Genomic DNA, 20,255 nt, shown 5'->3' with positions numbered 1-20,255 from the left:
CTCAGGCGGCGATCATTGGCGGCAGGGTGCCGAGCACGGACACCGCCGCCACGGCGCCGATCCCCAGCAGCCATTCGAGCATGACGCTGTGCTTGAGGGTGTCGAGCCGTTGTTCACAATCGTTGATCCGCACGCGATTGAACAGCGCCAGTGCAAGCATGCCGGACACCAGCAGCGCCTTGATCAGCAGTATCAGGGCGAATCCCGAGAACAGCGGTGTCGGCCACCATTGGCCGGTGAGCACGCGCACGTTGATCAGCCCGGTGATCAGCAGGCCGGCGACCAGTGCGTAACCGAGTCCGCTGAAACGCTGCAAGATTTCGCGCATGTCTTTGTCAGGTTGGCGCAGGATCATCACCAGCATCAGCAGCCCGCCGAGCCAGGCGCCGACACACGTCAGGTGAATGACTTGATTGAGGATCAGCATTTGCCCGCTGAAGCCATCGAGCATCGCCCCGTGTCCGACCGGTGCCAGCGTCATCAGCAGCAGCGCGCTCAGGCCCAGCCGCAATGGCCGGTTCGAACGCCACGGCGTAAACAGCAACGCCAGCAACAGCGCATTGATCAACAGATGCCAGCGCCAGACCTGACCGAAAAACGTATGACCGAGAACCAGCTCGACGGTGGCCGGATCAAAAGCGGCAGCCGCCGAACCGGCCATGCTTGCAGTAATCAACAACGCCCAGATGACGCCGCTGAGCAGGGCAATCGCCACCAGCCAGCGAGCCAGTCGCGCCAACTGCCGATCCAGTGCCGGCGCTTCACCCTTGAGCAGCAGCGGCCGGAACAGCCAGGCCCCGAACAGCATCAACACCACGATGAAATGCAGGAACCGGCACAGCACCAGCGCTTCACTCATGAATTACTGGCCAACCTTGAACTGATAGGCGCCTTCGCTTTTGTGCGTGTCGACCGACACCGCATGCCATTCGACCTTGTACTCGCCAGCGGTCAGTGGTGCTTCGGGGGTGACGATCAGGGTTTTCTTGTCACCTTCGGTGGTCAGCGGTTTGACTTTCACCGGCTTGCCGTCGTGGGTCACGGTAACTTTGGTGAAGCTGGCTTCGACGCCTTCGGAAAACACCAGGCGCAGATCCGCCGGTGCCGCGACGGTGCTGTCGGCGGCCGGGGTCTGGCTTTCCAGATGGGCGTGGGCGAAGGCCTGGGAAGTGACGATCAGCGAGGCCAGCAGCGCGCCAGTGGTGAACAGGTTTTTCATCGACATGGAAAGATTCCTTTCAGTGAAATGGCGGGCTGAGTATAGAACCTGGATCACAGGGCTTTCAGGCGCATGTGAATGACCGGAAAGGGCCGGCCTTCGCCGTCGAGTGCCGAGCGGCCGATGTCTTCGAATCCGTAGTGCCGATAGAAGCCGTGGGCTTGCGGGTTCTGTTCGTTGACGTCGACCTTCAGCAACGGGCGCCGGACGTGGTCGAGCAGGCGTCGGCCGATACCTTGGCCACGCTGAGCCGGGTCGATGAACAGCATCTGCACGGTGTCGTCGTCGGTAGCGATGAAGCCTGCCGGGGAGTGATCGGGGTTCTCGAAAACCTGCACATCCAGCGCGGGCAGGTAGGTGTCACGCACCAGCGGGAACAGCCGATGGATATCGTCTTCCGGGAGGAAGTCGTGAGTGGCGCGGACCGAGCGCTCCCACAGTGCGGCGAGCTGCGGATCATCCGCAGCGATGCGCTTTCGAATGGTCATGGACAGATCCTTCAGTGTCTGACGGGGAGAAGGAGGGCGATCCTAAACCAGAAAAAAGCCCAAGTGTGTGAAGAATCGTTCTCGGCTGTCGCCCCTTGCCCAGAGCGGATGCTAGTCTTCAACAACGTTGTCTTCAGGGAGCCCTCATGGGCAATCACAAGATCGAAATCCGCCGCACCAACGTCGACAAGATCCTGCTGGCGGCGGAAAAAGTCTTCGCCGAAAAAGGTTTCGGCGGCACCGCCATGGCGGACATCGCGGCTGAAGTGCAGCTGCCGCGATCCAACCTGCATTACTACTTTTCGACCAAGAGCGAACTGTACAGCGCAGTGCTGTTCGACCTGCTGGAAGTGTGGAAGCAGGACGCGCTGTGCTTCGAGATGTTCGACGATCCGCGCGTGGTGCTCAGCAGCTACATCCGCGCCAAGATGAACCACTCGCGCAGCCGGCCTTACGGGTCGAAAGTCTGGGCCAACGAAATCATCCACGGCGCCCCGACCCTCGGCGAGGCGCTGGATGTGAGCCTGTATGACTGGGCGAAGATGAAGGAGGCGAAGATCCGGCAGTGGGTGGAGGACAAGCGGATTCTGCCGGTGGAGCCTTCTAGCCTGCTGTACATGATCTGGGCGTCGACGCAGCACTATGCGGACTTTGATCATCAGGTGAATATTTTGAATGAGCATCAGCCGCTGTCGGACATGCAGTTCGAGCGGGCGGTGCAGACGGTGACCAGCGTGATCTTGCGGGGGATTGGATTAGAACCTTGAAAGTCAAAAGCTGGCCCTCACCCCAGCCCTCCCGAAACGTCGGACCGCCCGGAGGGAGAGGGAGCCGACCGAGGTGTCTTGCGGGTTACATCGACCTGAACCAGCGAGTTGATTATGGTTTCAAAGCCTTGTTCCGGCCGTTTCGGTTATGGATTCACAGCGTAGTTCTATCTGTTTCGGTTATGGATTCAACGCAAAACTCTCACGTCGGTGCAGTTCGTCAGTATCCCCCAATCAGTCCCCTCTCCCTCGGGGAGAGGGTTAGGGTGAGGGGACTTCTGGATCAGCAGGCAATCTAGACAGCAACGTGATACGGATTCCTCGGATCATGATTCCAGTCCAGAAACGGCTTGCCCGTCTCCATCGGCACCATCTCGATGCAATCCGCCACCGGGCAGGTGATCTGGCACAGATTGCACCCCACACACTCATCATCGATCACTTCATATGTGTGCGTGCCATCGGCCTGTTTCAGGCTGCTGATGGCCTGGTGTGAAGTGTCCTCGCAGGCAATGTGGCAACGCCCGCAACCAATGCACGCCTCCTGGTCGATCTTCGCAATCACCTGATAATTGATGTCCAGGTACTTCCAGTCCGTGGTATTGCCCACCGCGCGCCCGGAAAACTCGGCAATGCTGGCGTAACCCTGGCTGTCCATCCACCGCGACAAGCCATCCTTCATTTCATCGACAATCCGGAAACCGTGCAGCATCGCCGCTGTGCACACTTGCACCGCGCCGCTGCCCAAGGCGATGAACTCCGCCGCGTCACGCCAGCTGCCAATGCCGCCAATGCCGCAGATCGGCAGGCCCTGGGTCTGCGGATCACGGGCGATTTCCGCGACCATGTTCAGCGCGATCGGCTTCACTGCCGAGCCGCAATAACCGCCGTGGGTACTTTTGCTGCCGACGGTGGGCAGGGCGACCATGTGTTCGAGGTCGACGCTGGTGATCGAGTTGATGGTGTTGATCAGCGACACTGCATCGGCGCCGCCCCGATGCGCGGCGCGGGCGGCGACGCGGATGTCGGTGATGTTCGGTGTGAGTTTGACGATCACCGGCAGCGAGCAATAGGTCTTGCACCAGCGCGTAACCTGCTCGACATACTCCGGCACCTGACCGACCGCCGCGCCCATGCCGCGCTCGGGCATGCCGTGGGGGCAGCCGAAGTTCAGCTCGATGCCGTCAGCGCCGGTGGCTTCCACCAGTGGCAGGATGTGTTTCCACGACTCTTCGACGCACGGCACCATCAGCGACACGATCAGCGCGCGATCCGGCCAGTCCTTCTTCACCTGGGTGATTTCCCGCAGGTTGATTTCCAGCGAACGGTCGGTGATCAGTTCGATGTTGTTGATGCCCAGCACTTCGCGGTTGGCGCCGTAGTGCGCCGAATAACGCGACGACACGTTGACCGCCGCCGGGTCTTCACCCAGGGTTTTCCAGACCACGCCGCCCCAGCCGGCCTCGAAGGCGCGCACCACGTTGTAGGCCTTGTCGGTCGGCGGCGCGGAGGCCAGCCAGAACGGATTGGGGGCTTTGATACCGGCGAAGACAATCGAGAGATCGGCCATTTACGCAGCCTCCACATTAAGCATCAGTTGAGCGTTGATCGCCTCAGCGGCGCGCTTGCCGTGTTGCACCGCTTGCACGGTCAGGTCCTGATCGAGGCTGGTGCAGTCGCCGCCTGCGTACACGCCGGGGATACTGGTGCGCAGGTTTTCATCGACCTGGATGCGTTCGCCCTGACGCTTGAGTTCGCGGGCCAGCGGGTCGGCGAGGGCGCTGCCGTCGAAGGCCTGACCGATGGCTTTGAAGATCGCATCGGCGGCCAGTTCGAACGTCTCGCCAGTGGTTTGCAGGCGACCATCCACCAGATGGGTGCGGGCGAAACGCATGCCGCGCACCTTGCCTTGCGCGTCGAGCAGCACTTCGTCCGGTTGCGCCCAGGTCAGCAGTCGCACCTGATTGGCCTTGGCGATGTCTTGTTCATGGCCGGTGGCGCCCATGTCCGCCGCGCCACGGCGATAGACCAGATTGACGTCGCGGGCGCCGAGGCGGGCCATTTGCACGGCCATGTCGATGGCGGTGTTACCGGCGCCGAGGACGATGCAACGTTCGGCCAGCGGCAGTTGCGACAGGTCATCGGCCTGGCGCAATTCGCGGATGTAGTCAGTGGCGGCGAGCAGGCCGGGGGCGTCTTCGTGGGCCAGGCCGAGTTGCTTGCTAGCGTTCAGGCCTAGACCGAGGAACACCGCGTCGAACTGTTGGTGCAATTCGCTGAGGGTCAGATTCTCACCGAGTTTCTGGCCGTGGCGGATTTCGATGCCGCCGATCTGCAGGAGGAAATCCAGTTCCTTCTGCGCGTAGTCGTCGACCAGTTTGTACTTGGCGATTCCGTATTCGTTGAGCCCGCCAGCCTTTTCCCGTGCCTCGAAAATCACCACGTCGTGACCATGCATGGCGCTGCGATGCGCGCAGGACAAACCCGCCGGGCCGGCACCAACCACGGCGATGCGTTTACCGGTGGCGGCGGCGCGCTGGAACGGGTGCTCGGTGAAGTGCGCGTTGTCCACGGCATAGCGTTGCAGCAGGCCGATCAGCACAGGCGCGCATTCGTGGGCGTTGTTGCGCACGCAGGCTTGCTGGCAGAGGATCTCGGTCGGACAGACCCGCGCGCAACTGCCGCCGAGGATGTTTGCCGAAAGGATTTTCTGCGCGGCGCCTGTCACGTTGTCCTGATGGATATTGCGGATGAACGACGGAATGTCGATCTCACTCGGGCACGCATTCACGCACGGCGCGTCGTAGCAATACAGGCAGCGCGAGGCTTCCAGATGCGCCTGACGGTCGTTGAGCGGCGGCGCCAGATCGGTGAAGTGGCCGGCGAGGGCGGCCGCACTTTCGTGCGGGTGCGGGAGATGGTTCAGGGTCTCGATCACGGTTTTTTGCCTCACGGTTATTTGAGGTTTTCTGCCTCTGTCGGGCAGTGGTTTTTTGTGTTGTGTTTGATCGTTCCCACGCTCCGCGTGGGAATGCAGCCCTTGACGCTCCGCGTCACTGGACGCAGAGCGTCCCTTGAGGCATTCCCACGCAGAGCGTGGGAACGATCATCGGCAATCAGGGAATCAGCGCTTGACGGCCACAGGCCTGTGCAACTCAGCCCGCTTGCTCAGCAAATCAAACACCGCCGGATACGCCGGCCGTTCGATATACCGGCCCGCCCCACGCTCGGCGCGCAGTTCACCGTCGGCCCAGACCACCCGGCCCTGGCTGACGGTATGGCTCGGCACACCGGTCACGGTCTTGCCTTCGAAGATGTTGAAATCCACCTGCTGATGGTGGGTCTTGGCGGAGATGGTGCGGGTGCCTTGCGGGTCCCACAGCACCAGGTCGGCATCGGCGCCGACGCGGATCGCGCCTTTGCGCGGGTAGAGGTTGAAGATCTTCGCGGTGTTGGTGGAGGTGAGAGCGACGAAGTCCTGCATCGACAACCGTCCCGAGTTCACCCCTTCATCCCACAACACCGCCATGCGGTCTTCGATGCCGGCGGTGCCGTTGGGGATCTTGCTGAAATCGTCGCGGCCGGCGGCTTTCTGCTCGGCGCAGAAGCAGCAATGGTCGGTGGCGGTGGTGTGCAGATTGCCGCTTTGCAAACCATGCCACAGCGCGTCCTGATGCCCGCGCGGGCGGAACGGCGGGCTCATCACGTAACCGGCGGCGGTCTGCCAGTCCGGGTGCTGATAGACACTGTCGTCCAGCAGCAGATGCCCGGCCAGCACTTCGCCGTAGACCGGTTGGCCCTTGCTGCGGGCATAGGTGATTTCGTCGAGGGCCTCCTTGGTCGAGACGTGCACCAGGTACAGCGGGGTTCCGATGGTTTCAGCGATGCGGATCGCCCGGCTCGCGGCTTCGCCTTCAACTTGTGAGGGCCGAGACAGCGGATGCGCTTCCGGCCCGGTGATGCCCTGGGCCATCAACTTGCGTTGCAGGTGATAGACCAGCTCGCCGTTTTCCGCATGCACGGTCGGCACCGCGCCCAGTTCCAGGCAGCGCTCGAAGCTCGCCACCAGCGTGTCGTCGGCGGCCATGATCGCGTTCTTGTAGGCCATGAAATGCTTGAAGCTGTTGATCCCGTGATGGCTGACCAGCTCGGCCATTTCCTCCCGCACCTGCTCGCTCCACCAAGTGATCGCGACGTGGAAGCCGTAGTCGGAGGCGGACTTTTCCGCCCAGCCGCGCCACTGGTGAAACGCTTCGAGCAGCGACTGCTGCGGATTGGGAATCACGAAATCGATGATCGAGGTGGTGCCGCCGGCCAGGCCTGCGGCGGTGCCGCTGTAGAAATCTTCGCTGGCCACGGTGCCCATGAACGGGAGTTGCATGTGGGTGTGCGGATCGATGCCGCCGGGCATCAGGTATTGGCCGCTGCCGTCGAGTACTTCGGCGCCGGCGGGAACATCCAGGTTTTCACCAATGGCTTTGATCACGCCGTCAGCGCAATAGACATCGGCGCGGTAACTTTCATCATGGGTAACAACGGTGGCGCCACGGATCAACAGAGACATTCCGAGTTCCTCGCAGGCATGACCGACTTGTGCCGGTTCTAGTGTTTTATTGTTTGCAGCGCCAAATGCGTAATCTTGTCAGCGCTGTCAGGAATAGACGCTAGTCGCAGTTCTGCAATTGATCAAGATTATTTTTTATAAGCTTATTACTGTTTTAAATCGTTGATAAATAACGATAAAAATACAAAATCACCAAAATGGTGAGGCGCTTCACCATTTTGACGCACTTGACAGGTTGGAAATATGAGCAAGATTTCCTATGTGAAATCAGCCGCTTGAAGTTGAGCTGCGGGTGAGGCGTTCTGAAGAAAAATAATGCAGTGCACCAGATTGAGTCCTGACAGTTCGGACAACTTGCCTGGCATTTAGCCTGAGTGTTCAGTCAAGTTTTCGCGGCCTCACCAGGTGAATAATTAAAACTGATAAACATCAGTCGGTTACAAAAAAATAGAAGCACGGCCCGATGCGAAAGCGGGGCACCCGGCACGTTTATTGATGCCGCCGCTGACACCATGGCCGGTGCATGAAAGTTGTCAGTTCCTCCGGCCATCGTCCGGCTCGCACCTGCGTGTGCAGCCGCCTGATGAGCAAAAAAATAATCAGAAGAACAGTGGAGCGGCCATGCAACAGAACAGATCGCAAGTGACCGAGCGCGACGGCTTGTTCGAACTCGAAGCCGGCAGCGACGTCCTCGACAGTCCCCGTTACAACCACGACATGGCACCGACCAAGGTGCGCGAACGAACCTGGAACAAATGGCACATCACCGCGCTGTGGGTCGGCATGTCGATCTGCGTGCCGACCTACACCCTCGGCGGCGTCCTCACCGCGTATTTCGGCCTTAGCGTCGGCGAGGCCTTGCTGGCGATTCTGTTTGCCAACGTCATCGTCTTGATTCCCCTCACGCTCAACGCGTTTCCCGGCACCAAGTACGGGATTCCGTTTCCCGTGCTGCTGCGCTCGTCGTTCGGGATTCTCGGCTCCAACGTGCCGTGCCTGATCCGCGCGCTGGTGGCGTGCGGCTGGTTCGGCATCCAGACCATGTTTGGCGGGCTGGCAATTCACCTGTTTCTCGGCTCGGTGTTCGAGGGCTGGAAATCCCTTGGCGGGACGGGGGAGGTGATCGGTTTCATGGTCTTCTGGGCGCTGAACCTGTGGGTGGTGATCCGTGGCGCCGAGTCGATCAAATGGCTGGAAACCCTGTCGGCACCGCTGCTGGTGGCGGTCGGCATCGGGTTGCTGGTGTGGGCCATGCCGAATGTTTCGATGACTGAACTGCTGGCGATTCCGCCGAAGCGTCCCGAGGGCGCGAGTGTGGTCAGTTACTTCGCCGCCGGGCTGACGGCGATGGTCGGTTTCTGGGCCACCCTGTCGTTGAACATTCCCGACTTCAGCCGTTATGCCCGCAGCCAGAAGGATCAGATCCTCGGGCAGATTTTCGGCCTGCCGCTGACCATGTTCCTGTTCGCCGCACTGGGCGTGGTGATGACCGCCGCTTCGGTGAAACTGGTGGGCGTCAGCGTCTCCGATCCGGTGACGCTGATCGGCCATATCCAGAGCCCGGTGTGGGTCGCGGTGGCCATGGCCCTGATCATTATCGCCACGCTGTCGACTAATACCGCCGCGAACATCGTTTCGCCAACCAACGACTTCCAGAACATCGCGCCGAAGGTGATCAACCGCACCAAAGCGGTGATCCTCACCGGGTTCGTCGGCTTGGCGCTGATGGGCCATGAGCTGTTGAAGAAGCTCGGGCTGATCGTCTCCGATGTCAGCCTGGAAACCGTGTATTCGAACTGGCTGCTGGGCTATTCCAGCCTGCTCGGGCCGATCGCCGGGATCATGGTGGTGGACTATTTCCTGATCAAGAAACAGCAACTGGACCTGGCCGGCCTGTACCGCGACGACGTGTACCCGGCGTGGAACTGGGCCGGGTTCATCGCCTTCGGCGTGCCGGTGGTGCTGACCCTGCTGTCGCTGGGCAGCAGCGCGTTCAGCTGGTTCTACAGCTACGGCTGGTTCACCGGCTCGGCGCTGGGCGGGTTGATCTATTACGGGTTGTGCGCGATGCGTGCGCAGCCTTCTGCCGTGAAAACACCGGTATAGCAGATGATCGTTCCCACGCTCTGCACGGGAACACAGCCCGGGACGCTCCGCGTCCCCACAGCGGACGCAGAGCGTCCATGGATGAATTCCCACGCAGAGCGTGGGAACTAACTGCCTGAGGAGATCCCCATGAACGCAGCCGTAGACGTTCTGCAATCGACCCATCAGCACATCAACCGCGACCGCTTGTGGGCGTCGCTCATGGAGCTCGCCAAGCTCGGCGCCACGGTCAAGGGAGGGGTCTGTCGCCTCGCGCTGACCGACCTCGATCGCCAGGCCCGCGACCTGTTCGTGCAGTGGTGCAAGGACGCCGGTTGCAGCGTCACGGTCGATGAAGTCGGCAACATCTTCGCCCGTCGTCCCGGCCGTAATCCGAACCTGCCGCCGGTGATGACCGGCAGCCATATCGACACCCAGCCCACCGGCGGCAAGTTCGACGGCTGCTTCGGCGTGCTGGCCGGGGTCGAGGTGTTGCGCACTCTCAACGACCTCGGCGTGGAAACCGAGGCACCGCTGGAAGTGGTGGTCTGGACCAACGAGGAAGGCTCGCGCTTCGCCCCGTGCATGATGGGCTCCGGCGTGTTCGCGGAAAAATTCACCCTCGAAGAGACCCTGGCCAAGGTCGATGCCGACGGCGTTACGGTCGGCGAAGCGCTGAACGCCATCGGCTACGCCGGGCAGCGCAAGGTCAGCGGGCACAAGGTCGGCGCCTATTTCGAAGCACATATCGAGCAAGGCCCGATCCTTGAGGACGAACAGAAAACCATCGGTGTTGTGCTCGGCGCACTGGGGCAGAAGTGGTTCGACCTGAAACTGCGCGGCGTCGAAGCCCACGCCGGTCCGACCCCGATGCACCTGCGCAAGGACGCCCTAGTCGGCGCCTCGGTGATCGTCGGCGCGGTCAATCGCGCGGCGCTCGGGCACCAACCCCACGCCTGCGGCACCGTCGGTTGCCTGCAAGCCTATCCCGGCTCGCGCAACGTTATTCCGGGTGAGGTGCGCATGACCCTCGACTTCCGCCACCTGGAACCGGCACGCCTCGACTCGATGATCGCCGAGGTCAAGCAAGTCATCGAAGCGACCTGCGAGGAACACGGCCTGACCTATGAACTGACCCCGACCGCCGACTTCCCGCCGCTGTATTTCGAAAAGGGCTGCGTCGAAGCCGTGCGCGGCGCCGCCAAAGGTCTGGGCCTGTCGCACATGGACATCGTCAGCGGCGCCGGCCACGACGCGATTTTCCTCGCCGAACTGGGTCCGGCCGGGATGATCTTCGTACCGTGCGAAGGCGGCATCAGCCACAACGAAATCGAAAACGCCGCGCCGGACGATCTGGCGGCCGGGTGTGCGGTGTTGCTTCGCGCGATGCTGGCAGCTTCGGCGGCGGTGGCCGGGGGGCAACGCGCGGCGTGAACACGGACAGAGCTGGATGGGTCGGCAAAACATTCTATTGCCAGGCAAAGCTTTACCTGTGGGAGCGAGCTTGCTCCCACAGTTTTTGCACGTTGGCTTGCGACTACCCGGGTCTTTCGTTGGTGTTCGCCGAACCTTTGCGACGGTCACTGCCGTTCGGGTTGCCAACGTCCAGCAATCGCCTTTCCACCAGCACATTCTCGAGCGCCTGGCGTTCGGCCGGCGCCATCTGGTGCTCGCGCTTTTTCAGCTCCAGCAGGATGGGGCTGGACCAGGTGCGATAGGTCTGTTCGATGAGGCGGCGGGATGTCATCAGTCTCTCCTTGATCAAGAGCCCGGTGTAACCGGCAGGGGCTCAATCCGATGAGGTACTAACGTTAGTCGACAAAAGCGCAGGGCGCTAATGCCGCCGGCGGGAGCCGACGAGGCGAATCGTCGCACCGTCGCTCCCACCGGTCATCCATCAATCGTCGACCTTCATCATCGCCTGCACACCCTCCCAGGCCTCGGCCCGCATCCGCTCGATATCCAGCCCCGGAATCACGCCGTTGTCGACGACGATCCGCCCACCCACCAGGCTGTATTTCACGGCAATCGGCTCACCCGCGACGACCGGTGCGACGGCGCTGTCGTGGAAACCGTAGAAGCGTGGATGGTCGAGGCTGTAGATCACCAGGTCCGCTGCCTGGCCGATTTCCAGTGTGCCGACCGCACCGAGGCCAAGGACTTGCGCGCCGCCGGCCGTGCCCCAGTGGATGACGTCTTCGGCGGTGGTGGCGGAGGCGCCTTGTTCGGCGCGGTGGATCAGCCAGGCGGTGTTGGCTTCGCCGACCATGCTTCCGGATTCGTTGGAGGCCACGCCGTCGACGCCGAGGGAGATCGGCACGCCGGCCTCATACATCTGCGGGATCGGTGCGACGCCGCTGCCCAGCCGGGCGTTGCTCACCGGGCAGTGGGAGACGCCGGTGCCGGTCCGGGCGAGCATGCGGATTTCCCCCGGTTGCAGGTGCACGGCGTGGGCGAACCAGACGTCCGGGCCGAGCCATTCGTGTTCGGCGACGAATTCCACCGGCAGGCAGTTGTACTTGTCGCGGCAGAAGTTCACGTAGTTTTCGGTTTCAGACAGGTGCGTGTGCAGGCGCAATCCCATGCCTCGGGCGGTGTGCGCCAGTTCGCGCAACAACGTTGGCGGTAGCGAGAAGGTCGGCGTGGTTGGCGCCACCACCACCCGGCGCAGAGCATCCGGGGTGTCCTGGTGGTAGCGCGATTTCAGCCGTTCGATATCGCCGACCATTTGCTCCAGGGATTCCGGTTGCAGCGCGGTTTTCGAGAAGCCTGGGTGTGCGCTCGCCGACTCCAGCGCACCGCCACGGCAGAGCACAAAACGCAGGCCGAATTCCTCGGCGAGGTCGAACAGCAAGTCGCCGGTCTCGGTGCTGCCGTGGGCGTGGTAGAGGTAATGGTGATCGGCGCAGGTGGTGACGCCGGACAGCAGCAGTTCGACCATCCCCAGCCGTGCGGCGATCCGCGCCAGTTGCGGGGTGAAGCGGTTCAGGCGCGGATAGGGCACGCTGGCCAGCCAGCCTTGCAGGTCCTGATTCAAACCTTCGGGCACGGCTTTGAGCAGGTTCTGGAACAGGTGATGGTGGGTGTTGATCCAGCCCGGGTAGACCACCGAATTTCGCGCGTCGATCACTCGCTCACCGGGTTGCGGCTCAAGGTTGGCGGACATTTCCGCGATCCGGCCGTTGACCACGCGGATGTCCACCGCGCCGGCCCGGGCACGGGGGCCGCGCAGGCCGGTCATCACCGCCACCGGGTGCTTGATCAGGATGTTTTGAAGTTGAGTCATGGGCAGCTCCAGTCAGAGGATGTGCGAGGCGGATTTGCCGGGTGTGGTTTCTGGCACGCTGACGCCGTTGAGCGCCGCGTTGAGCAGCACCGACACCAGGCAGGCGATGACCACGCTGCTGTGCAGGAACGGCTGTGACCACTCGGGCAGTTGTTTGAACAGGGTCGGGGCGAGCACCGGCACCAGGGCGGCGGCGATGGTGAAACCGACGATCAGCACGTTGTAGCGATTGCGCTCGTAATCGACCTTGGCCAGGGTCTGGATCCCGGCCGCTGCAACCACGCCGAACATGGCGATGCCGGCACCGCCCAGCGCGGCGGTCGGCATCGAGGCGATGATCGCCCCGGCCTTCGGCACCAGCGCAATCGAGCACATCAACAGACCGCTGATCGCCACCACCCAGCGGCTGCGCACGCCGGTCAGGATCACCAGCCCGACGTTCTCCATGAAGGCAATGAACGGAAACGCGGCGAACATCCCGGCGATGGTGCTGGCCAGGCCATTGGCGCGCAGGCCGTTGATCACCTGTTTGTCTTCCACCGGTTTGTCGACAATGTCTCCAATGGCCACGAACAGCCCCATGGATTCGACCATCTGCACGATCATCACCACCACCATGGTGGCGATGGGGATCAGACTGAAGGTCGGCAAGCCGAAGTAGAACGGATAGGGCACGGTCAGCCACGGCGCGTCCTCGACGCTGTGAAAGTTGCCCATGCCCAGACCGTAAGCCAGACCGGCGCCCACCAGCATCCCGACCAGCACTGCCATGTTGCGCAGCAACGGGCTGCCATAGCGGTTGACCAGCAGGATGGTCAGCAACACCACCACGGCCACGGCGAGAAACGCCGGCGCGCCGAAGTTGCTCGCGTTGCGCCCGCCGCCGACCCATTCATAAGCAATCGGAAACAGCTGCAAGCCGATCACGGTGACGATGCAGCCAGTCACCACCGGCGGGAAAAACCGTCGCAAGCGGCCCACGAACGGCGCGATCAACATGGTGAAAATCCCCGCACCGATCACCGCCCCGCAGACCCCGGAGAATCCCACCTCCGGGTTGCTGCCGATGGCGATCACCGGCCCGACGCTGCTGAACGCCACGCCTTGCAGAATCGGCAGGCGTACGCCGAACTTCCAGAAACCGACGGTCTGCAACAGGGTGGCGATGCCGGAGCAGAACAGCGTGGTGCTGATCAGCACCACCGTGTCGGCGTGGGACATCTTCAGGGCACTGGCGACAATCAACGGCACGGCGATGGCGCCGATGTACGAGACGGCCATGTGTTGCAGGCCGAGGGTGAGCATCTGTCGCACCGGCAGGACGCGGTCGACAGGGTGGACGGTGGAGGAGGAACTGGCTGACGACATGGGGAATCACCTCTAGCTGTTGTTATTCGGTACAGAGGGGTATTCGTTCTGTGTGCCCGGAACCGCCATCCACCGGCTCCGATGCCGGGTTTCAGCCGGCCAGGCAGGCGGCGAAGCCCTGGTTCAGCGCCGCCCGATCCAGGTCGCGGCCGATGAACACGATCTTGCTCGAGCGAGGCTCGCTGCCCCACGCGGTCGAGGCGCGGAACTCCACCAGGCTGTGCACGCCTTGCAGCACGTAGCGCTGGTCTTCGTTGGCCACCGCGAGCACGCCTTTCATGCGGTACAGGTTGTCGGCTTGGGAACTGCGCAACTCGCTGATCCAGCGGTGGAAGGCCATCAGGTTGACTGCGCCGTCCACGGCGATGCCCACTGAGGACACGCTCGGGTCGTGCTCGTGATCGGGCTCTTCAGCGTGATGGTCATGCTCGTGGTGATCGTGATCGTGCTGATCCGCGCCGATTTCCATCAGCTTCTGCGTGCATTCGAAGGCGCCGATGCCGAGGATCTTCGACAGGTCGATCTGTGCGTGGGTCGAGGTCACCAGATCCGCCGTGGCGTTCAATCCGCGGATCTTGCCGCGCAGGGTTTCCACCTCTTCGGAACTGACCAGATCAACCTTGTTGATGACGATGCGGTCGGCGCAGACGATCTGATCCACCGCCTGATTGTCGACGCCGTCCAGTTGCAAATCTTCCAGATGCTGGGCGATGTGTTTGGCATCGACCATGGTCACGATGGCGTCGAGTTCGACTTCCTCGGCGATCGGGTCGTTGATGAAGAAACTCTGGGCCACCGGGTACGGGTCGGCCAGGCCGCTGGTCTCGATCAGGATGTGGTCGAGCCGCACCGGACGCGCCACCAGTTCGCGGACGATCCGCACCAGGTCCTCGCGGACTTCGGCGGTGCAGCAGACGCAGCCGTTGACCATTTCGTAGATCTCTTCGGTCTCGGAACTGAGCACCAGATCGCCGTCGATGCCGACTTCGCCGAACTCGTTTTCGATCACCGCGATCTTGCGGCCGTGGTTCTCCTTGAGGATGTAATTGAGCAGGGTGGTTTTGCCGGCACCGAGGAACCCGGTGAGGATGGTGACCGGGATTTTGGTGTTCGGGGTCGGGGCGTTGAAGGGGGTGTTCATGTGAGGCTCCTTGGTATTGATAGACCGGTGCACGATGAAGGGGAGTGAGGCTGGATTTGGCTGGGGGCCGGAGTTTCACCCCAGCGCAGCGCAGTGCCGGCATCGAGGCCGAACAGGTCGAGGACGCGGCCGAGGCTGTGGTCGACCATTTGCGCCAGGCTGTCTGGGCGGGCGTAGAAGGCCGGGACCGGCGGGGCGATGATGCCGCCCATCTCGGTGACGGCGGTCATGTTGCGCAGGTGGGCGAGGGTCAGTGGCGTCTCGCGGGCCATCAGCACCAGGGTGCGGCGTTCCTTGAGGGTGACGTCGGCGGCGCGGCCGATCAGCCCCGATGAGGTGCCGGTGGCGATCTCCGCCAGCGTCCTCATTGAACACGGCGCGACCACCATGCCCAGGCAGCGGAACGAACCGCTGGCGATCCCGGCGGCCACGTCGTCGGCGCGGTGGTAATGGCTGGCGAGGGCGGTGACGTCGGCCAGTTTGTAGTCGGTTTCGTGGGCCATGGTCAGCAGCGCGGCGCGGCTGATGATCAAGTGGCTTTCGATGTTCAGCTCGGCCAGCAACTCCAGCAGGCGCACGCCGTAGATGAAGCCGGACGCGCCGCTGATGCCGACCACCATCCGCTGGTGGTTCACGATGGCAGACCTTCAAGCAGTTGCCGCGCGCGTTCGAGCACGTCCTGATCGAGCTGTGCCTTGATCCCGTCAAACCCAGAACCGCGCGTGGCATCCAGCCCCATGCGCGATGTGGTGCCATTGACCGAGGACGACGGATCCAGAGGACTGCCGGGCAATCCGTCAATCGTGAATATGTCGAGGTGCGGCTGGAAATGCGTGGCCAGCGCCCACAGCACCTGGCTGTCGTCGGTGAGGTCGATATCGCTGTCCACCGCGATCACGGTTTTCAGGTACGGATCCCAGCCGAGCAAGGCCAGCATGATCTGCCGGGCCTCGCCGTCGCGGCTTTGATCCAGCGCCACGTAGCAATGAAAATGCGTGCCGGAGTTCGGGTAATGCACGGCGGTGACGGCGGGGAAGCGTGCCTTGAGCTTCTCGCTCATCTCCGCTTCGCGTGGCAGCCGCGCCAGGGTCAGGTGCTCGGCGTAGCGCCCGCCCATCACGTCCACCAGCCACGCGTCCTTGCGCCGCAACAGGGTATCGACGCGCAGCACGTTGTTGGTCGAGCGATCCGAGGAATAACCGCTGAATTCGCCGAACGGACCTTCTTCGGCATAGGCCGTCGGGTCTATCGCGCCTTCGAGCACAAACTCGGCGTAAGCCGGCACGCCGATGCCGTAGCGCGGAGTCTTCACCAGTTCCAGCGGCGCACCGAACAGCCCGCCGGCCACTGCGCGTTCATCGCTGCCGTAGGGCAGGCGTGCAGCGGCGGCGAGCATGAACAGCGGATGCGCGCCGACGACCATGGCCACGCGCAGTTCTTCGCCGCGTTCGCGGGCGGTCTGCAGCATCCGCCACAGATGCCCGCGTGAATGCAGGCTGGTAGCCAGGGCCTGACGGGCGTGACGCATCGAGCGGTGGTAGCTCATGTTGGCGATGCCGGTCTGCGGGTCCTCGGCGATGATGATCGCGTTGGTGATGTAGGGGCCGCGATCACTGTCGAAATGCTTGAGCATCGGCAGTAGCGCCAGGTCCAGGGTTTCGCCTTCGAAGACTTCGTCGAGCACTGGGCCGGTTTCGACGTAGCGCGGCGCGATCGGCTGGTTGGCGCGGGTCTGGAAGGTTTCGTGCAACTGCGCGGCACTGACGCCGAACAGCCGGGCGATGCGCCGACGGGAGGCGAACAGATTGGTCGCCACCGGCACACCGAGGTTGCCGACGTTTTCGCAGATCAGCAGCGGATCGCGGCCCTGAGCGGCGAGGGCATCGACCAGGGCGGTGACGTCCTGATCGGCAGAAAGGGGTTGGGTGATGGTCAGCACATCGTCCGGGTACTGGCGGCGATAGGCGTCGATGAATACGTGAAAATCCTGAGAGTCGCCGAGCGTCGAACGGGTCATGGTTTCACCTCGTAAAAAGCAGGCGCGCAGGGGTGAGGCTGGCGTTCGATCGACAAGCCGTTGGCCTGCCGGTCGAGCGAACGCCGGATCATCTTCGCGCCTGTAAAGTCGCTGTGTGGCTGGGTTGAAGCCGGGTCAGACCCTGTTTAGAGGTAGGTCGTGGTCAGGCGAATGTCCGCTTCGGCCAGATCCTTGGGCGGCGGGGTCGGTTCGATCCCGCACAACCGGGCGATGTTGTTGCCCAGGTAATCCTCAAGGTGATCCTCGTCGATCCCCAGGCCCTGCGGCGCCGGCGAGCACAACACTTCCAGCTCGCGCAGCCACATGCCCGGTTCGTTCGGCGGCGAGTCGGTGCCGAACACGATCTTGTTGCGCGGCAGCTCCTTGGCGAACTCGACGATCCGCGACTGGAAGCACCAGCCGGATTCGCAGTACACGTTCGGCGTGTCCATCGCCATCCAGAACGCTTCGAACGAGTAGTTGCCGCCGGTCTGGATGCCGAAGTGACCGATGATGAAATTGACCATCGGGAACTCGCGGATGATCGGGTAGAACATCGTCGGAATGGTGTACGGGCCGTCGCCGGTGTGGATCAGCACCACGATGTTGTACTTGGCGCAGACCTTCATCGCCGGGCGCAGCCAGTCAAGTGCGCGATCCGGGCGATAGCCGTGCATGTTGGCGTGCAGCTTGAGCATCTTGAAGCCGTATTCCTTGATGTGAAATTCCAGCTCCGCCGCGCCGTTTTCCGGTCCCCAGCGCGGGTTGAAATTGAAGTTGCCGATGAAGCGGTCCGGGTACTTCACGCACAGTTCGGCCACATAGGACATGTAGTCACGCACGCCCTCGCGGCCACGGCGGTTGCCGTCGCGATAACCGGTGTTGCCCGGTGGCGGCTGGATGAAACCCATGTCGATCCGGCGCGGCTTGCCGTTGATCATGTACGGGCCGTCCATCAGCTTGAGCATGCGCTCGCCGGTGAACGGTTCGCCGGTGTGGCGCCAGGCCTCGTCGACCAGGTTGGTGGGGTGCAGATGGGTGTCGATGATCATCGGTTCAGCTCCTGGCCAGTTGGGTGGTGACGGGGCGCTTGAGTTGCGCCTCTGCTTCGGAAACGGAACGCGGCGGCGGGGACGGCTCGAGGCCAATCATCCGTGCGGTGTTGTTGCCCAGGTAGTCTTCGAGGGTGTCCTCGTCGAGGTTAAGGCCCTGCGGCGGCTCGTGGCAGAGCACTTCGAGCAGGCGCAGCCACATGCCCGGTTCGTTCGGCGGGGTGTCGGTGCCGAACAGGATCTTGTGGGTCGGCAGGACCTTGGCGAACTCGACGATCCGCGATTGCAGGCACCAGCCGGACTCGCAATAGACGTTGGGCAGCTCCATCGCCCACTGCATCGGTTCGAACACGTAGACGCCGCCGGTCTGCACACCGAAGTGGGCCATGATGAAATCGACGTTGGGGAACTCCTTGATCATCGGCACCCATTCCGACGGGATGCTGTAAGGCCCGTCGCCGGTGTGCAGCTTGACCGGGATGCCCAGCTCGGCACATTTCTCGAAGGCCGGACGGACCCAGTCCAGCGCGCGGTCAGGACGGTAGGCGTGCATGTTGGCCTGCATCTGCACCATCTTGAAACCGTGTTCTTTCACGTAACGCTCGATCGCCTCGACGCCGTTTTCCACGCCGCAGCGCGGGTTGTAGACGAAGCAGCCGATGAAACGGTCCGGGTAGGTCTGGACCATTTTCAGGGTGTAGGCCATGTAGGCGTCGATGGATTCGCGGCCCGACAATTCGCCGTCGGTCCAGGTGTAGATGGTGTTGCCCTGCGGCGGCTGGATGAAGGCTTTGTCGATGCGGCGAGGCTTGCCGTTGACCATGTACGGGCCATCCATCATCTCCAGCAGACGCTCGCCGGTGAACGGGTCACCGTCATGCCTCCAGGCGAGGTCCACGAGATCCGTGGGATAGCAGCTGATATCGATGATCATTGAAGTCGATCTCCTGATAGCGGGGAAGGGAGCCTTGCGGCTCACAGCATCCACGTCCCGGGCAATCGGCCGTTTCTATGCGCAGCACTCGCGCATTCCCTCGCCTGTTCGCATCCGGCCCGGGTGGGTGGTTGCTTGAGGCGAGTATTGGAAGGCGGGGGAGGGTTCGTACAATATTAATTGGGTGGGGTGGTGATACTTCTGGGATATAGGGGAAGATCAAAAGCCTGCCCTCACCCTAGCCCTCTCCCGGAGGGAGAGGGGACTGACCGAGGTGTCTTGCGCTGTACATCGACCTGAAAGATCCAGTCGATTATGGATTCGGTAAAGCAGATTCAGGTCGGCGGACTTCTTGAGCATCCCCCGATCGGTCCCCTCTACCTCTGGGAGAGGGCTAGGGTGAGGGCAGCATTCTCAAGCGTACTCAGAGCCAACTGTTTGATGATCTCAACCACCGGCGCGACCCGCTCAGCCTGCCCATGCGGCCACACCGCATACAGGTTGTAATGCGCCGCAATCTGCGCCTCGTTCAACGCCACCAGCCGCCCGCTGCGCAACGCATCGGCAGCCAGTAATCCACGCACCAGCCCCGCACCAACACCCGCTTCAGCCGCCGCAATCAGATTCGCCGCATTATCGAAAATCACTCGCGCCGGCGGTTCGGTCGGTGTCATCCCCGCCGCATCCAGCCACGGAATCCACGACCGTCGCGTATACCCCAACAGTGGCAGTTCAAGAATCTGCGCCGGGCCCAGTGGCACCTGCAAACCATGCCGCTCAAGCAACGCCGGAGACGCAACCGCCAACACCCGATCCCCGCAGATCTGCGTCATTTCGCAATCGTCCCAATCGCCATAGCCATAGCGCAGCGACAGGTCCACCCGTTCGAACGTGCTGCGATCACTGCGCGGCATCGACAGGATTGTCACTTCGTAATCCGGCAAGCCGTCGAGCAACTGCGGCAAGCGCGGATTGAGCCAGCTCTGCGCCAGTTCGCTGTCCACATCCAGGGTCAGTCGCTGGGCCACGCTGCGGTTTTTCACCGAGGACAGCGCCCGGTCAATCTGCGCCAGGCCATCCGACAGCACGCTGGCAAACAGCTGCCCGGCGTCGGTCAGGTTGCTGCCGCCGCCTTCGCGCACGAACAGCGGCTGGCCGATGAAGTCTTCCAGGGCGCGGATCTGCTGGCTGATCGCGCTGTGGGTCAGGTCGAGCTTGCGCGCGGCGCTGGAAAAACTGCCGCTGCGCGCCGCGTGAATGAACGCGCTCATGGACTGCACCGACGGGTATCGCTTGTACATGTTGTTAGTCCTGCTTACACCGGTTGGCAGAAA

At 62.5% G+C, this 20,255-nt stretch carries 18 protein-coding genes; 3 read left to right on the top strand and 15 right to left on the bottom strand.

Translation table 11 applies throughout. The features are described from left to right. Position 1: 1 nt before the first annotated feature. The 3 genes from copD to GQX66_RS26015 are packed head-to-tail and all read right to left on the bottom strand — an operon-like array spanning position 2 to position 1,707. Positions 2 to 859, bottom strand: coding sequence for a copper homeostasis membrane protein CopD (gene copD / locus GQX66_RS26025; RefSeq protein ID WP_085746075.1), 858 nt, complete (start codon positions 857 to 859; stop codon positions 2 to 4). A 3-nt stretch (positions 860 to 862) separates the two neighbouring features. Then, entirely contained in the window at positions 863 to 1,225 is a 363-nt protein-coding gene (gene copC, locus GQX66_RS26020; protein ID WP_240871991.1) for a copper homeostasis periplasmic binding protein CopC, read from the bottom strand. Between the two features lie 47 nt (positions 1,226 to 1,272). Then, positions 1,273 to 1,707 carry a GNAT family N-acetyltransferase gene (locus GQX66_RS26015; protein WP_085648338.1) on the bottom strand — a complete coding sequence of 145 codons (435 nt, stop codon included), beginning with the start codon at positions 1,705 to 1,707 and terminating at the stop codon, positions 1,273 to 1,275. A gap of 146 nt (positions 1,708 to 1,853) precedes the next feature. On the opposite strand from GQX66_RS26015, the gene GQX66_RS26010 reads away from it, so the two are divergent. Beyond that, the gene (locus tag GQX66_RS26010; RefSeq protein WP_007952885.1) at positions 1,854 to 2,474 is read left to right on the top strand and encodes a TetR/AcrR family transcriptional regulator; all 621 of its coding nucleotides are present in this window, start codon (positions 1,854 to 1,856) and stop codon (positions 2,472 to 2,474) included. Between the two features lie 295 nt (positions 2,475 to 2,769). Here GQX66_RS26010 and preA read toward each other — a convergent pair whose 3' ends face one another. The 3 genes from preA to hydA form a co-directional block, all read right to left on the bottom strand. Continuing rightward, complete coding sequence (gene preA, locus GQX66_RS26005) at positions 2,770 to 4,044, bottom strand: NAD-dependent dihydropyrimidine dehydrogenase subunit PreA (protein ID WP_129974353.1); 1,275 nt, start codon at positions 4,042 to 4,044, stop codon at positions 2,770 to 2,772. After that, the gene (locus GQX66_RS26000) at positions 4,045 to 5,412 is read right to left on the bottom strand and encodes an NAD(P)-dependent oxidoreductase (RefSeq protein ID WP_240871990.1); all 1,368 of its coding nucleotides are present in this window, start codon (positions 5,410 to 5,412) and stop codon (positions 4,045 to 4,047) included. Between the two features lie 186 nt (positions 5,413 to 5,598). Continuing rightward, the gene (gene hydA, locus GQX66_RS25995) at positions 5,599 to 7,038 is read right to left on the bottom strand and encodes a dihydropyrimidinase (protein ID WP_240871989.1); all 1,440 of its coding nucleotides are present in this window, start codon (positions 7,036 to 7,038) and stop codon (positions 5,599 to 5,601) included. A 621-nt stretch (positions 7,039 to 7,659) separates the two neighbouring features. Here hydA and GQX66_RS25990 point away from each other — a divergent pair. Together GQX66_RS25990 and GQX66_RS25985 are read left to right on the top strand one after the other, a co-directional pair. Further along, complete coding sequence (locus GQX66_RS25990) at positions 7,660 to 9,144, top strand: NCS1 family nucleobase:cation symporter-1 (protein ID WP_102718265.1); 1,485 nt, start codon at positions 7,660 to 7,662, stop codon at positions 9,142 to 9,144. A gap of 129 nt (positions 9,145 to 9,273) precedes the next feature. Next, positions 9,274 to 10,557, top strand: a complete 1,284-nt coding sequence (locus GQX66_RS25985) for a Zn-dependent hydrolase (protein ID WP_085746081.1) — start codon at positions 9,274 to 9,276, stop codon at positions 10,555 to 10,557. Positions 10,558 to 10,660: 103 nt separating this feature from the next. On the opposite strand, the gene GQX66_RS25980 is transcribed toward GQX66_RS25985, so the two are convergent. The 9 genes from GQX66_RS25980 to GQX66_RS25940 all read right to left on the bottom strand — a co-directional run bounded on the left by GQX66_RS25980 (position 10,661) and on the right by GQX66_RS25940 (position 20,222). After that, positions 10,661 to 10,870, bottom strand: a complete 210-nt coding sequence (locus tag GQX66_RS25980; RefSeq protein ID WP_102687759.1) for a hypothetical protein — start codon at positions 10,868 to 10,870, stop codon at positions 10,661 to 10,663. 150 nt (positions 10,871 to 11,020) lie between these two features. After that, positions 11,021 to 12,409 (bottom strand): amidohydrolase family protein, encoded by a 1,389-nt coding sequence (locus GQX66_RS25975; RefSeq protein ID WP_240871988.1) that lies wholly within the window; start codon positions 12,407 to 12,409, stop codon positions 11,021 to 11,023. A gap of 12 nt (positions 12,410 to 12,421) precedes the next feature. Continuing rightward, positions 12,422 to 13,777 (bottom strand): nucleobase:cation symporter-2 family protein, encoded by a 1,356-nt coding sequence (locus GQX66_RS25970; RefSeq protein WP_085746084.1) that lies wholly within the window; start codon positions 13,775 to 13,777, stop codon positions 12,422 to 12,424. 91 nt (positions 13,778 to 13,868) lie between these two features. Continuing rightward, positions 13,869 to 14,918 (bottom strand): GTP-binding protein, encoded by a 1,050-nt coding sequence (locus GQX66_RS25965; protein ID WP_102687757.1) that lies wholly within the window; start codon positions 14,916 to 14,918, stop codon positions 13,869 to 13,871. Beyond that, positions 14,915 to 15,538, bottom strand: a complete 624-nt coding sequence (locus GQX66_RS25960) for a UbiX family flavin prenyltransferase (protein ID WP_129974135.1) — start codon at positions 15,536 to 15,538, stop codon at positions 14,915 to 14,917. Before GQX66_RS25960 ends, GQX66_RS25965 begins: the two co-directional genes overlap by 4 nt. A gap of 11 nt (positions 15,539 to 15,549) precedes the next feature. Continuing rightward, on the bottom strand, positions 15,550 to 16,935 hold the full coding sequence (locus tag GQX66_RS25955; RefSeq protein WP_240871987.1) for a UbiD family decarboxylase: 1,386 nt from the start codon (positions 16,933 to 16,935) through the stop codon (positions 15,550 to 15,552). Positions 16,936 to 17,081: 146 nt separating this feature from the next. Further along, positions 17,082 to 17,987 carry an amidohydrolase family protein gene (locus tag GQX66_RS25950; RefSeq protein ID WP_007952854.1) on the bottom strand — a complete coding sequence of 302 codons (906 nt, stop codon included), beginning with the start codon at positions 17,985 to 17,987 and terminating at the stop codon, positions 17,082 to 17,084. A 4-nt stretch (positions 17,988 to 17,991) separates the two neighbouring features. Further along, positions 17,992 to 18,921, bottom strand: coding sequence for an amidohydrolase family protein (locus tag GQX66_RS25945; protein WP_007952852.1), 930 nt, complete (start codon positions 18,919 to 18,921; stop codon positions 17,992 to 17,994). 377 nt (positions 18,922 to 19,298) lie between these two features. Continuing rightward, positions 19,299 to 20,222, bottom strand: a complete 924-nt coding sequence (locus tag GQX66_RS25940) for a LysR substrate-binding domain-containing protein (RefSeq protein WP_240871986.1) — start codon at positions 20,220 to 20,222, stop codon at positions 19,299 to 19,301. Positions 20,223 to 20,255 lie beyond the last annotated feature (33 nt).

The sequence above is a fragment of the Pseudomonas sp. B707 genome (genome assembly GCF_022496685.1).
GTDB lineage: Bacteria > Pseudomonadota > Gammaproteobacteria > Pseudomonadales > Pseudomonadaceae > Aquipseudomonas > Aquipseudomonas paraglycinae.
Note: the sequence above shows the minus strand (reverse complement) of the source record. Positions and strands in the feature narration are given on the sequence as shown.